Annotated in this window: 9 protein-coding genes; 2 read left to right on the top strand and 7 right to left on the bottom strand. The window is 73.1% G+C overall.

Annotated elements, in window-relative coordinates; all coding sequences use genetic code 11:
• Positions 1–116: 116 nt before the first annotated feature.
• The 4 genes from ACFV1J_RS14540 to topA form a co-directional block, all read right to left on the bottom strand.
• Entirely contained in the window at positions 117–1706 is a 1590-nt protein-coding gene (locus ACFV1J_RS14540; RefSeq protein ID WP_385857738.1) for an alpha/beta hydrolase, read from the bottom strand.
• A 221-nt stretch (positions 1707–1927) separates the two neighbouring features.
• On the bottom strand, positions 1928–3178 hold the full coding sequence (locus ACFV1J_RS14535; RefSeq protein ID WP_385857736.1) for a DNA polymerase III subunit delta': 1251 nt from the start codon (positions 3176–3178) through the stop codon (positions 1928–1930).
• A gap of 316 nt (positions 3179–3494) precedes the next feature.
• A complete protein-coding gene (gene tmk / locus ACFV1J_RS14530; protein WP_385857734.1) occupies positions 3495–6935 on the bottom strand; it encodes a dTMP kinase in 3441 nt (1146 codons plus the stop codon).
• Between the two features lie 143 nt (positions 6936–7078).
• On the bottom strand, positions 7079–9916 hold the full coding sequence (gene topA / locus ACFV1J_RS14525; RefSeq protein WP_385857732.1) for a type I DNA topoisomerase: 2838 nt from the start codon (positions 9914–9916) through the stop codon (positions 7079–7081).
• A gap of 440 nt (positions 9917–10356) precedes the next feature.
• Between topA and ACFV1J_RS14520 the strand changes: the two genes are divergently transcribed.
• Together ACFV1J_RS14520 and ACFV1J_RS14515 are read left to right on the top strand one after the other, a co-directional pair.
• On the top strand, positions 10357–10962 hold the full coding sequence (locus ACFV1J_RS14520; RefSeq protein ID WP_385857730.1) for a hypothetical protein: 606 nt from the start codon (positions 10357–10359) through the stop codon (positions 10960–10962).
• The gene (locus ACFV1J_RS14515) at positions 10959–11384 is read left to right on the top strand and encodes a DUF2752 domain-containing protein (protein ID WP_385857728.1); all 426 of its coding nucleotides are present in this window, start codon (positions 10959–10961) and stop codon (positions 11382–11384) included. Before ACFV1J_RS14520 ends, ACFV1J_RS14515 begins: the two co-directional genes overlap by 4 nt.
• A 41-nt stretch (positions 11385–11425) precedes the next feature.
• Here ACFV1J_RS14515 and ACFV1J_RS14510 read toward each other — a convergent pair whose 3' ends face one another.
• The 3 genes from ACFV1J_RS14510 to ACFV1J_RS14500 form a co-directional block, all read right to left on the bottom strand.
• A complete protein-coding gene (locus tag ACFV1J_RS14510) occupies positions 11426–11830 on the bottom strand; it encodes a hypothetical protein (protein ID WP_385857726.1) in 405 nt (134 codons plus the stop codon).
• Positions 11831–11995: 165 nt separating this feature from the next.
• Entirely contained in the window at positions 11996–12193 is a 198-nt protein-coding gene (locus ACFV1J_RS14505) for a hypothetical protein (RefSeq protein WP_385857724.1), read from the bottom strand.
• Between the two features lie 163 nt (positions 12194–12356).
• Entirely contained in the window at positions 12357–13904 is a 1548-nt protein-coding gene (locus ACFV1J_RS14500) for a methyltransferase (RefSeq protein WP_385857722.1), read from the bottom strand.
• Positions 13905–13919 lie beyond the last annotated feature (15 nt).

Here is a 13919-nt window from a genome sequence, read left to right as displayed (position 1 = left end):
ACCACTGAGGGGTGGTCCGTAACCGATTGCGGGGCTGGTCAGAGGTGGGCGGGGAGGGGTGTGGGGCGGGATGTGGGGAGGGGTGTGGGGTGGGTCACGTGACGGGTCGGGTGGGGTCAGGTGCAGTGCTTGTTCTTGGGCGGGGTGGTGCCGGTCAGGAGGTAGGTGTTGATCGCGTTGTCGATGCACTTGCTGCCGCGGCCGTAGGCGGTGTGGCCGTCGCCCTCGTAGGTGAGGAGGGTGGCGCCGGAGAGCTGGGCGGCGAGGGCCTGGGCCCAGGTGTACGGGGTGGCCGGGTCGCGGGTGGTGCCGACCACGACGATCGGGGCGGCGCCCTTGGCCGGGATGCGGTGGGCCGTGCCGGTGGGCTTCACCGGCCAGTACGCGCAGTTCAGCGAGGCCCAGGCGAAGCTCTCGCCGAAGACCGGGGAGGCCTTGCGGAAGGCGGGGAGGGCGGCACGGACCTGGTCGGGGCCGGTGAAGGGGGGCGCCAGGTCGAGGCAGTTGACGGCGGGGTTCGCGTACATCTGGTTGGCGTACTTGCCGCTGGGGTCACGCTCGTAATAGCTGTCCGAGAGGGTGAGCAGCCCGCGGCCGTTGCCCGCCTCGGCCTGGGCGAGGTATTCGCGCAGGACGGGCCAGGCGCGCTGGTCGTACATCGCGGCGATGACGCCCGTGGTGGCCAGGGATTCGGTGAGCTTGCGGGCCTCGCCGGTCGCCGCCGGGTGGGCGTCGAGCTTCTTGAACAGGGCGGCGAGCCGCTTCCCGGCGTCGGCGGTGTTCTTGTGGCCGAGCGGGCACTCCTTCTGCTTGATGCAGTCCGCGGCGAACGCGGTGAAGGCGGTGTTGAAGCCCTTGGTCTGGTCGAGGTTGATCGTGCGGGAGCCCAACGCCGGGTTCATGGCCCCGTCCAGGACGATGCGGCCGGTGCGGGAGGGGTAGAGCCCGGCGTAGGTGGCGCCGAGGAAGGTGCCGTAGGAGGCGCCGACGTAGGTCAGCTTCTTGTCGCCCAGGACGGCGCGCAGGATGTCCATGTCGCGGGCCGCCTCGATCGTGGAGACGTGCCGGAGCACCTTGCCGGAGCGGGCCTGGCAGCCCTTGGCGAAGTCGCGGTACGCGGTGACGAGCTTGTTGACCTCGGCCGGGGAGTCCGGGGTCTGGTCGGTCTGGGTGTAGCGGTCCATCTGCGGGTTGGTGAGGCACTCGACCGGTTCGCTGCGGGCCACGCCGCGCGGGTCCATCGCCACCATGTCGTAGCGGGCGCGGACCGACGCGGGCTGTGGTGCGTACTGCTGGAGGTAGTCGATCGCCGAACCGCCGGGGCCGCCCGGGTTGACCATGAGGGAGCCGAGCCGGCTGCCGGAGCCGGTGGCCTTCTTACGGGCCACCGCGAGCTTCAGGTCGGTGGCCGCGGAGGGGTGCGCGTAGTCCAGGGGCGCCTTCATCGTCGCGCACTCGAAGCCGGCGACCCCGCAGGGATGCCAGGTCAGCTTCTGGTCGTAGTACGGGCGGAGGTCGGCAGGGATCGCGGCCGGCAGGGGCCGGAGGGTGGCGTCGTCGGTGGGCCGCTGGGCGCCGGCCTCCGTCGTACGGCCCGAGGACGCCTGGGCATCGGGGGACGAACTGCCCGAGGAGCAGCCGGAGATCAGCAGAGCGGTGACCGCCACGACGACGGCGGAGGTGCGGAGCAGACGGCTGGTGGCCATGGACGGTCCCTTGGTCGCGGTCCCTGGAAGCTGGAGCCTGGGTCTGGTGCCGGGAGAGCGGGAGAGCTGGGGTCGGGGGGCTGGGTACCTCGTGGTGGTGGTGCTTCGGTGGAGTTGGTGAGGTTGGTGGGGTTGGTGGGGCTCTGGTGACGTTGCCGGGGCTGTGGGCTGTGGGCTGTTGGCTGTGGCTGGTTTACGGAGGGGGACGGCCGGGCCGGGGGTCAGCCGGCTCGGAGGGCGGCGGTCATGGCCTCGACCGCCAGGAGGGGGGCGACGTTCCGGTCGAGGGCCTCGCGGCAGGCGATCACCGCTTCTATCCGGCGGAGGGTGCGCTGGGGGGTGGAACCGGCGGCGATGCGCTGCAGGCTGTCGCGCACCTCGTCGTTGGCGAGCGGGACCGAGGCGCCCATCTGGAGGGCGAGGACATCGCGGTAGAAGCCGGTGAGGTCGACCAGGGCCAGGTCGAGGCTGTCGCGCTGGGTGCGGGTCGCGCGGCGCTTCTGCTTGTCCTGGAGCTCCTTCATGGCGCCGGCGGTGCCCCGGGGCAGCCGGCCGCCCGTACCGGCGGCGGCGCCGAGCGCGGCGCGCAGGTCCTCGGTCTCCTTGGCGTCGACATCCTCGGCGACCTGCTTGGCGTCCTCCCCGGCGGCGTCGATCAGCTCCTGGGCGGCCTTGAGGCAGCCGCCGATGTCGTCGATGCGGAGTGGGAGCTTCAGGACGGCGGCGCGGCGGGCGCGGGCGCGCTCGTCGGTGGCCAGGCGGCGGGCCCGGCCGATGTGCCCCTGGGTGGCGCGGGCGGCGCGGTCGGCGGCCTCCGGGTCGATGCCGTCCCGGCGGACGAGGACGTCGGCGACCGCGGCGACCGGCGGGGTCCGCAGGGAGAGGTGACGGCAGCGGGAGCGGATGGTGGGGAGGACGTCCTCGATGGAGGGCGCGCAGAGCAGCCAGACCGTACGGGGCGCGGGCTCCTCGACGGCCTTGAGGAGGACGTTGCCGGCGCCTTCGGTGAGGCGGTCGGCGTCCTCCAGGACGATCACCTGCCAGCGGCCGCCGGCCGGGGAGAGCGAGGACCGGCGGACCAGGTCGCGGGTCTCCTTCACGCCGATGGACAGCAGGTCCGTACGGACGATCTCGACGTCGGCGTGGGTGCCGACCAGGCTGGTGTGGCAGCCGTCGCAGAAGCCGCAGCCGGGGGCGCCTCCGAGGGCGCGGTCGGGGCTGACGCACTGCAGGGCGGCGGCGAAGGCGCGGGCGGCGGTGGCCCGGCCGGAGCCGGGCGGGCCGGTGAACAGCCAGGCGTGGGTCATCTGGGAGGCCCCGCCCCGCTCCCCCGAAGGCGTCCCGGCCCGGCCCTCCGCCTCACCGGTCCGGCCCTCCGCTTCGGCGGTGACGAGGGCGTCCGCGTCCCGCGCGGCGGCGGCCAGCTGAGCCGTCACCCGCTCCTGGCCGACCACGTCGTCCCACACCGCCATCGCTGTCGCCGTTCCTCTCCCGGAATCTGCTGTCTTCGGCCGCGGTCGCCGCAGCGGCCGGGATCGCCGTCCGCGCGTCGCCCGCGACGGGACCCATTGTGGTGCAACCCACTGACAAACGAATCCGGAAGCCGGTGCCGGCGGCAGCCTGACGGGGCCCGCGCGCCCCGGCGGAAGGCCCGCCCGGGACCTTCACGACGCCCGCAAAAGGGCCGTGGCCGCAGTGTTTCCACCGCGGCCACGGCCCTTCCCCGCAACGGCTTACGCAACGGCTTCCGCCAGGCTCCCGGCCCGGCCATGACCCGTCGGACAGGCCCTAACGGCGCCGGCCCCGGCCCCCGCGACGGCCGTCGTCGTCCGCGCCGTCGTCCGCGTTCTCGTCCTCACGCGGCCCGAGCAATTCGTCGGCGAGCGTCGGCAGATCGTCCAGCGGGGTCTCCTCCGCCCATTCGGGTCGCCGGCGGGTGCGCGGCGGGGTCTCTGCCGGCTGGCCCGTCGACGGGTCGATCTGCGGGAGTTCGCGGGTGCGCTCGACGCCGGACTCGGCGGTGGAGGCACCGTTCGGGGTCTCCTTGCGGAACATCCACGACGGGACCCGCTCGGTGGGGTCCTCGCCCCGGGCGTCCCGCGCCTGCCCGTCGTTCCGCTGCTCCTGGGTGTCCTGGTGCCAGCCGCTCCGCTGCTGCTCCTGACGGGTGCCCTGGTGCCAGCTGTCCTGGCCCCCCGGCCAGGTGTCCTGACCACCCTGGCGGGTGTCCCGTACGGGCGGCAGGACGGCCGTCTGCTCGGCGTCCGTGCCTGCGTCGTGGCCTGCACCGGGGTCCGCATCGCGGCCGGCGTCCCGGAACGGCGGCAGCACCGCCGTCTCGTCCACCGCGCCGGGCGCGTCGCCGCCCCGCGTCTCGGGCCGCGGCAGCGACTCCGTCCGCTCGTGCGGCGCGACACCCGCCGAACCGGAACCGGACGCCCCCGAACCGGACGGCCCCGAGGCGGAAGCCCCTGACGTCCCCGGCCCGGACGAGGAGCCGTCGCCGCGCTCCTCCCCCAGCCGCTTCCGCAGGTCCGCCACCGGTGTCTCCTTGGTGGGCGCCTCCGCCGACTCGGTGGCCGCGGCCGCCTCGGCCGCCGCCTTCGCCTCCGCCGCGGCCGCCGCCTCCGCGGCCGCGATCCGGGCCTGCTCGGCGCGGAGCAGGGCTTCCTCCGCCTTGCGCTGCTTCTCCAGGCGGCGCTCCTCGGCCTCCTGGCGCAGCCGGGCCTGCTCCTCGTGCTGCTTGCGCAGCCGCTCCTGCTCGGCCTGGCGGGCCCGCTCCTCGGCCTCCCGGCGCTGCCGCTCGGCCTCGGCCGCCTGGCGGGCCTCCTCGGCACGCTGCCGGGCCTCCGCCGCCTGGCGGGCGGCCTCCAGCGCCTTGGCCTGCTCGGCCTCCTGGCGCTTGCGCTCCTCTTCCTCGGCGCGCAGCTTGGCGAGCTGCTCCTGGCGCTCCCGCTCCAGGCGCGCCTCCTCGGCCTTGCGCGCGGCCTCCTCCTCGGCCCGGCGGCGGGCCTCTTCCTCGGCCGCCTTACGGGCCTCCTCCTGCGCCTTGGTCTCGGCCTCGGACAGCGGGAGCACCTGGTCGAGGCGGTGCCGTACGACGGTGGTGACGGCCTCGGGGTCCTGACCGGCGTCGACGACCAGATAGCGCGCGGGGTCGGCGGCGGCCAGGGTGAGGAAGCCGGCCCGGACCCGCTGGTGGAACTCGGCGGGCTCGGACTCCAGCCGGTCGGGGGCCTCGGTGAAGCGCTCCCGGGCGGTCTCCGGGGAGATGTCGAGCAGGACGGTCAGGTGCGGGACGAGGCCGTCCGTTGCCCAGCGGTTGATCCGCGCGATCTCCGTGGGGGCGAGGTTCCGTCCGGCGCCCTGATAGGCGACCGAGGAGTCGATGTACCGGTCGGAGATGACGACCGCGCCGCGCTCCAGGGCGGGCCGGATGACGCTGTCGACGTGCTCGGCGCGGTCGGCGGCGAACATCAGCGCCTCCGCCCGGTCGGACAGCCCGGTCGTCGCGACGTCCAGGATGATCGAGCGCAGTCGCTTGCCGATGGCGGTGGCGCCCGGTTCGCGGGTCACCACGACCTCGTGGCCCTTGTTGCGGATCCACTCCGCGAGCGCCTCTACCTGGGTGGACTTGCCGGCCCCGTCGCCGCCTTCGAGGGCGATGAAGAAGCCGGTGGGCGCGGGCGCCTGCGCCGGGTCGCCGCCGCGCAGCGCCTCGCGCAGGTCGCGGCGCAGCGGGACGCCGTGCCGGTCGTCGACCTTGCCGAGGACCCAGGCGGCGACCGGCAGCAGCAGCGCGCCGGTGAGCATCAGGGTGTAGGCGGCGCCCCCGTAGGCGAAGTCGAAGGTGTCGTTGCCCAGGTGGTGCGGGCCGATGAGGGCGGCGAGCAGCGGCGCCACGATGGCGGCCAGCGCGATCGCGAGCCGTACGACGGCGTGCAGGTGCTCGGTCGTACGGGCGGCGCGGAACTCCTCGGCCTCCTGTTCCAGCAGGACGTGCCCCGTATTGGCGGCGATGCCGGCGCCGACACCGGCCAGCAGGGCGAGGACGAGGACGGTGGTCATGTCCGGGACCAGGCCCATGGCCAGCAGGGCGACGCCGGTGGCGGCCACCGCGAGGGCGAGCAGCCGGCGCCGGGAGAGCCCGGGCAGCACCCGGTGGGCGCCGCGGATGCCGGCGGCCGTACCGCCGGTGAGGACGAGTACCAGGAGGGCGAAGGAGGCCGGTCCGCCCGCGAGGTCGTAGGCGTGCAGCACGGCCAGCGAGACGGCCGCGGCGATCCCGGCGGCGACCGCCGCACATGCCGTGACCAGCAGCGGGATGGCGCCCGTACGGCCCTTGGCGGCGCCGGCCGGCTCGCCCTGCGCGGACTTCGCGGCCTTCGGGCGGCGCAGCCCCTCCAGAGGGGAGCGCGGCCGCGGCGTCTGCCCACCGGGGAGCTCGATGAAGTAGAGGATCGACACGGAGGCGGCGAACAGTCCGGCCGCCACATAGGAGGCGAGCGCCACCTGGTGGAGGTGGAACCAGTCGATGCCGGTGCCCAGGAGCTTGCTGATGAGGGTGACGACCACCAGGGCGGCGGCCGCGATCGGCAGCGAGACGAAGGTGGTGCGCAGCGAGAGGCGGCGCAGGGCGTCCAGGTTGTCCGGCAGCGGCCGGACCGCGGCGCCTTCGGGGGGCGGCGCGGGCAGCAGGCCGGGCGCCGCGCTCTCCCTGGCGACGGTCCAGAAGCGCTCCGCGACACCGGTGACGAAGACGGTGACCAGCACCCAGGCCAGGGCGTTGCCGGGCATCCAGTCGATCCAGAGGGGGGCGATGACCAGCAGCGCGAGCCGCACCACGTCCGCGCCGATCATCGTCCAGCGGCGGTCCAGCGGCCCGGAGGGCGCCGTCAGCGCGGACAACGGGCCCAGGAGGACGGCCCCGAAGAGGAGCGTCGCCAGCATCCGGGCGCCGAAGACCGCGGTCACGGCGAGGGCGGCACCGCGATAGCCGCCGCCGAAGACGGCCTCACCGCCCAGCGGCACATACAGCGCCGCCTGCAGGGCGAGCACCACCAGGACAAGCATGGACAGGGCATCGCCGATGCCCCCGACGAACTGGGCGCTCCACAGTCGCTTCAGTGGGGGGAAGCGGAGCAGGGCTCGCACGGCGCGCTCGCGGGAATCCGCCGCTAGGGCGCCTGAAGTGGGGGTCACGACCGTTGGCTGCTCGGCACGCGTCATCCCGCCAGCCTATCGGGAGGGCGCGGACCGCCGGGCGCCCACCCGAACAAAGGGGCGGGCACGACGGAACGCGTCCGTCGTGCCCGCCCGCACACCATGCCTCACCAGCGGCGCAGGGCCTTCGCCCCGGCCCGGCCCTGGCCTCAGTCCTCCGCCGAAGCCGCCGTCTTCTTGGCCGCCGCGGTCTTCGCGGTGGCCTTCTTGGCGGTCGTCTTCTTCGCGGTGGTCTTCTTGGCCGCGGTCTTCTTCGCCGTCGTCGTCTTCTTGGCGGCCGTCTTCTTCGCCGGCGCCTTCTTGGCCGTCTTCTTCTTCGCCGGCCCCTTGGCGCGCTTCTCCGCCAGCAGCTCGTAACCGCGCTCGGGAGTGATCGTCTCGACGTCGTCGTCCCGCCGCAGCGTCGCGTTGGTCTCACCGTCGGTCACATACGCACCGAACCGGCCGTCCTTGACCACCACCGGCTTGCCGCTGACCGGGTCCGTGCCCAGCTCCTTCAGCGGCGGCTTGGCGGCGGCCCGCCCGCGCTGCTTGGGCTGGGCGTAGATCGCCAGCGCCTCGTCGAGGGTGATGCTGAAGAGCTGCTCCTCGTTCTCCAGGGAGCGCGAGTCCGTGCCCTTCTTCAGGTACGGGCCGTAGCGGCCGTTCTGCGCGGTGATCTCCACGCCCTCGGGGTCCTTGCCGACGACCCGCGGCAGCGACATCAGCTTGAGCGCGTCCGCCAGCGTCACGGTGTCCAGGGACATCGACTTGAAGAGCGAGGCGGTGCGCGGCTTGACCGCGTTCTTGCCGGTCTTCGGGGTGCCCTCGGGGAGGATCTCGGTGACGTACGGGCCGTATCTGCCGTCCTTGGCGACGATCTGGTGGCCGCTCTCCGGGTCCGTGCCCAGCTCGAAGTCGCCGCTCGGCTTGGCGAGCAGCTCCTCCGCGTACGCCACGGTCAGCTCGTCGGGCGCGAGGTCGTCGGGGACGTCGGCGCGCTGGTGGCCCTCGCTGTCCTTCTCGCCGCGCTCGACGTACGGGCCGTAGCGGCCGACCCGCAGCACGATGCCCTCGCCGACCGGGAAGGACGAGATCTCCCGGGCGTCGATCGCGCCGAGGTCCGTGACCAGTTCCTTCAGCCCGCCGAGGTGGTCGCCGTCGCCGTTGCCGGCGTCCGACGCGGCACCCACCGAACTCGCTTCGCCCTCGCCGAAGTAGAAGCGCCGCAGCCACGGCACGGCTTGCGCCTCACCACGGGCGATGCGGTCGAGGTCGTCCTCCATCTTGGCGGTGAAGTCGTAGTCGACCAGCCGGCCGAAGTGCTTCTCCAGGAGGTTGACCACCGCGAAGGAGAGGAAGGAGGGGACCAGCGCGGTGCCCTTCTTGAAGACGTAGCCGCGGTCGAGGATGGTGCCGATGATCGACGCGTACGTCGACGGGCGGCCGATCTCCCGCTCTTCCAGCTCCTTGACCAGCGTGGCCTCGGTGTAGCGGGCGGGCGGCTTGGTGGCGTGCCCGTCGGCGGTGATCTCCTGGGCGGCCAGCGCGTCGCCCTCGGCCACCTGCGGCAGCCGGCGCTCGCGGTCGTCCAGCTCGGCGTTGGGGTCGTCGGCGCCCTCCACGTAGGCCTTGAGGAAGCCGTGGAAGGTGATGGTCTTGCCGGACGCGCTGAACTCGGCGTCCCGGCCGTCACTGGAGGTGCCGCCGATCTTGACGGTGACGGAGTTACCGGTCGCGTCCTTCATCTGGGAGGCGACGGTCCGCTTCCAGATCAGCTCGTAGAGCCGGAACTGGTCGCCGGTCAGGCCGGTCTCGGCGGGCGTGCGGAAGCGGTCGCCGGAGGGGCGGATCGCCTCGTGCGCCTCCTGCGCGTTCTTGACCTTGCCGGCGTACGTGCGCGGCTTGTCCGGCAGATAGCCGGCGCCGTACAGCTGCGTCACCTGCGCCCGGGCCGCGGCGACCGCGGTGTCCGAGAGCGTGGTGGAGTCCGTACGCATATAGGTGATGTAGCCGTTCTCGTACAGCTTCTGCGCCACCTGCATCGTGGCCTTGGCGCCGAAGCCGAGCTTCCGGCTGGCCTCCTGCTGGAGGGTGGTCGTCCGGAACGGCGCGTACGGGGAGCGCCGGTACGGCTTGGACTCCACCGAGCGCACCGAGAAGTCGGTGTTCTCCAGGGCGGCGGCGAGCGCGCGGGCGTTCGCCTCGTCCAGGTGGAGTACGTCGTTGTTCTTGAGCTGCCCGTTGGGGCCGAAGTCGCGGCCCTGCGCGACGCGGCGGCCGTCGACGGTGTTCAGGCGGGCGGTCAGCGTGGACGGGTCGCTGGAATCGCCGGCCCGCCCGGTGGAGAACGTGCCGGTCAGGTCCCAGTACTCGGCGGAGCGGAAGGCGATGCGCTCGCGTTCCCGCTCGACGACGAGACGGGTCGCCACGGACTGCACCCGGCCGGCCGACAGGCGCGGCATGACCTTCTTCCACAGGACCGGCGAGACCTCGTAGCCGTAGAGGCGGTCGAGGATCCGGCGGGTCTCCTGGGCGTCGACCAGCTTCTGGTTCAGATCGCGCGGATTGGCGACGGCCTCGCGGATCGCGTCCTTGGTGATCTCGTGGAACACCATGCGGTGGACCGGGACCTTGGGCTTGAGGATCTCCTGGAGGTGCCAGGCGATGGCCTCGCCCTCGCGGTCCTCATCGGTGGCGAGGTACAGCTCGTCGGATTCGGCCAGCAGCTCCTTGAGCTTCCTGACCTGGTCCTTCTTATCGCTGTTCACCACATAGATGGGCTGGAAATCGGCGTCGACGTTCACCCCGAGGCGGGCCCAGGGCTCGCCCTTGTACTTCGCCGGGACCTCCGCCGCGCCGTTGGGCAGGTCACGGATGTGCCCCACGCTGGCCTCGACCACATAGCCCGGGCCGAGGTAGCCCTTGATCGTCTTCGCCTTGGCAGGCGACTCGACGATGACAAGTCGGCGGCCGCCGCCCTTCGTGGCTTCGTTGGTCGGGGACAACTTCGCTCTTCTCTCCGGTCGACGCGGGAAATGCCCCCCGGCCGGATGCGGGGGCGCACTGCGGTGACGCTTGACGCTGCGGAGTGTGACGGTACCTCCCGCCCCCGTGTCAAACGGAAAAACCCCGCAACGCCACTCGAACGGTAACCCGACTACATGCCTTCATGCCGCCCGGACCACCTGAGCCGTCCGCCACGGTCCCGGCACGCGGCATCTGGATCATGACGGCTCGACGGCTCCGGCCGGCGGCCGGCGCGCGCCCTGGTTCATGATCCGCACGCCGCCCCGGCGACTGTCACAAGGCGGCCCCGGATCCGGTCGTTGTCTTGATACGTCGGGTGAGCGGGCTGGCAGGATGGGCGCAGGATGGACACGGCACGGCCCACCGCTCGGGCCGGGTACCGCCGTCGTCACGCACACTCTCGGGGGGAATCTCACCCATGGCGAACCAGTACCCCGGACCGCCACCGGAGCAGCCCGGCCAGCCCGGTCAGCCCGGTCAGCCCGGCCAGAATCCGTACGCCACACCGCCCGGCCCGGCCGACTCCGCCTACGGCTATCCGCAGGGCGGCCGCCCCGGCGAGCCCGGGTACGGCTATCCGCAGCCCGCCCCGACGCCCCCGCCGCCCGGTTTCCCGCCTCCCGGCGCTCCGGCCGCACCGCCGCCGGGGCCCGCCGGCTTCCCGCCGGGTCCGCAGCCCGGCGGGATGGCGCTGTCGCTCGGTGACATCGCGGTGAGCGGCGACACGATCTCGACGCCCACGGGGTCGATGCCGCTCAAGGGCGCCGTGTGGACCGCGACGGACATGTCGCGGACCGAGGAGAAGATGCCGGCGCACGCGGTCGTGCTCGCCATCATCTTTTTCTTCTTCTGTCTGCTGGGCCTGCTCTTCCTGCTGATGAAGGAGCGGACGACGACCGGCTTCGTGCAGGTCACGGTGGCCAGCGGGGGCCGGCACCACTCCACGATGGTCCCGGTGCAGTCGCGCGAGCAGGTGATGTTCGTGCTCAACCAGGTCAATTACGCCCGGTCGTTGAGCGTGTGAGCGGCGTGGAACAGGCCGGGCCGCCCTCCGGGACGGCGATCCGGAGCCGCACCGTCCGGCGGGCGTCGCTCGCCCTCGCCGCCGGTGCGGCGGCCGCCGTCTACCTCTGGCACACCGATCCGCACCAGCCCGGCCAGGTATTGATCCCCTGCCCGTTCCGGCTGATGACCGGGGTGCTGTGCCCGGCGTGCGGCGGCACGCGGATGGCGTACGACCTGCTGCACGGCGATGTCGTACGGGCCTTCCACGACAACGCCGTGCTGCTCGTCCTGGGCGTGCCGGCGCTCGCGTACGTCCTGCTGCGCTGGCTGGTCCAGGGGCTGCGCGGGCGCGCTTTTCGGCTGCAACTGACGGGCCGCGGCAATGCCGTGGTGTTCGGCATTGCCGCGGTCTGGATGCTCGTCCGCAATCTCGCGGGCTGACGCCCGGCGGCCTCGGCGCACGGTGACCGAGACCACCGGGGTCAGCGCACGGTGACGGAGACCACCGGCGAGACGGTCCTGGCCGCGGCGATCCGGAGCTGGTTGACGCCCTTGATGCCGAGCTTGACCCGCACCGAGTAGGCGCCGGTCCTGCCGACCGGGGACTGCGCGGGCAGCGAGACCCACTTGGTGCCCTGCTTCTGCTGCACGGTGACCTTGGTGCCCGCCGTGATGCCCTTGGCGGCGCCGGAGATCCGGAACTCCTGCCACGCCTTGACGGAGTTCACGCTGGCCTTGGCGGTCAGCGACGCGGCGGCCGGGGCGGCGGCCACGACCGGCTTGGCGGTGTGGAGGTCCTGCGGCGCGGCGAAGGCGGCGGCCGAGCCCCCGGCGAGCAGGGAGACGGCGATGGCGCCGACGGTGGCGTAGCGGAGTGCGCGGTTCATGGGAGTTCCTCACTGTCGGTGTGGTGGCCGTGGCGACCTTCACCGAGGAACATGACGGACGACCCGCGGGCGTTCCACGTACCGTCACAGATCAGCCATCCGTTACAGAACTGTCTGGAACTGGACGTACCGCCGCGCGCCGACCTCCCTGTGTCCGATGCCCGGCTACAGGGCCAGCAGCAGCCAGGCCCCGGTGGCCAGGAACAGCAACCCCGCGAAGAGCGCGGTGACCGCGGCGACCGGCCGGCTGACCCCGTCGGCGACCGGCGTACCGGTCCGGGCGCACGCCCCCGTCCACACCAGCAGTCCGGCGCCGAACAGCGCGAAGGCCACACCGGCGAATGCCTCGGGTCCACTCTCCATGCGGGCAGCGTGGCACCCCGGGGCGGCATCCCGGCGAACACCGGATGAACGCCTTCCGCCCGTCCTGCACGAACCCCGTTCCGCCCCGGTCACCCGTCACGGGCCCGCTCCGACCCGCGTGCTCCCCCCTTACTCCTCACTCCCCGCTCCCTACTCCTTGCCCCTACTCCTCCGTCACCGGCTCCAGGAAGCCCTGCTCGACCAGCATCCGGATCGAGGCGGGCGTACGGTCCCGCAGCAGCACCGGGTCCTCGCCGACGAGTTGGGCGATGGCATCCAGGATCCGTCCGGCGGGCAGCGTGCCGTCACACACACCGGCGAAGCCCGCCCCGACGGTGTCCACCTTCGTCGCCCGCCGCATCCCGCGGTTCTGACGGAGCACCACATGCTCGGGGTCCTCGGCCCCCGGCAGCCCGACCTGCTCCTGCACCACGCCGTCCGCGAGCCGGAAGCGCCCGGCCAGCAGCGCGGCGTCGTCCGTGGCACGCAGGTAGTCCTGGCGCTCGAAGTGGGCCACGACCACGTCCCCCAGCGGCTGTTCGACCGGATGCGGCCATTCCTCGACCGTGATGGACGGGGCGTCGGACCCGGACTTGCGCAGCGTGATCCAGCCGAAGCCGACGGCCTTGGTCTTCCGGGCCGCGAACTCCTCCAGCCAGGCGTCGTACCGCGCGGCGTACTCCTCGTCACCGGCGCGGTGGTCACCGGCGTCCCGCAGCCACAGCTCGGCGTACTGGGTGACGTCCTGCACCTCACGCTGCACGATCCAGGCGTCACAGCCGCGCGGCACCCAGGAGCGCAGCCGGTCCTGCCACTCCTCACCCCCCACGTGCTGCCAGTTGGCGAGCATCTGGCAGTACCCGCCGTCGTTGAGGTGCGCGGCGGACTGCTGGACGAGGATCCGGCACAGGTCGTCGCCGCCCATCCCGCCGTCCCGGTACGTCAGACGGGCGCCGTCCGGCCCGAGGGGCGAGATCACGAACGGCGGGTTCGACACGATCAGGTCGTACGTCTCGTCCCCGACCGGTTCGAACAGCGAGCCTTCCCTGAGGTCCGCCGCGCCCGCCCCGGAGAGGGCCAGCGTCAGCGCGGTGATCCGCAGGGCGCGGGGGTTGAGGTCGGTGGCGGTGACCCGGGTGGCGTGCCGGGCGGCGTGCAGCGCCTGGATGCCGGAGCCCGTGCCGAGGTCGAGCGCCTTGCCGACCGGCCGGCGCACGGTGATCCCGGAGAGGGTGGTGGACGCGCCGCCGACGCCGAGCACCAGTTGCGCGCGCTCGGCCGCCCCGGCGCCCCGGATGCCGCCGGCGCCGCCGACCGCGCAGCCCAGGTCGGAGACGATCCACCAGTCCTGCCCCTCGGGGCCGCCGTACGGGCGGACGTCCACCGTGGCGCGCACGGTGTCGCCGTCCTGGACCACCCAGCCGTCGGCCAGGCAGTCCTCGACGGGCAGGGCCGCCCGCGCCCGCCCCAGCTCCACCGGACGCTGCAGCAGGAACAGCCGCACCAGGGTCTCCAGCGGGCTGTCGCCGCTGGTCGCGCGCAGCGCGGGGACGGTCTCGTTGCGCGCCAGCGCCGCGTAGGCGGGCGCGCCGAGCAGATCCAGCAGCCCGTCGGCGGTGAAGGCGGCGGTCAGCAGCGCCTCACGCAGCCGGGCGGTGCGGGCGTTGCTCTCGGGGTCCTGGACATCTGCGGTGGGGAGGTGCGTACTCACACCGACCATTGTCCG

This window comes from Streptomyces sp. NPDC059649 (genome assembly GCF_042734445.1).
Lineage (GTDB): Bacteria > Actinomycetota > Actinomycetes > Streptomycetales > Streptomycetaceae > Streptomyces.
The sequence above is the reverse complement of the archived record's forward strand: the minus strand, read 5'-3'. Positions and strand labels throughout refer to the sequence as shown.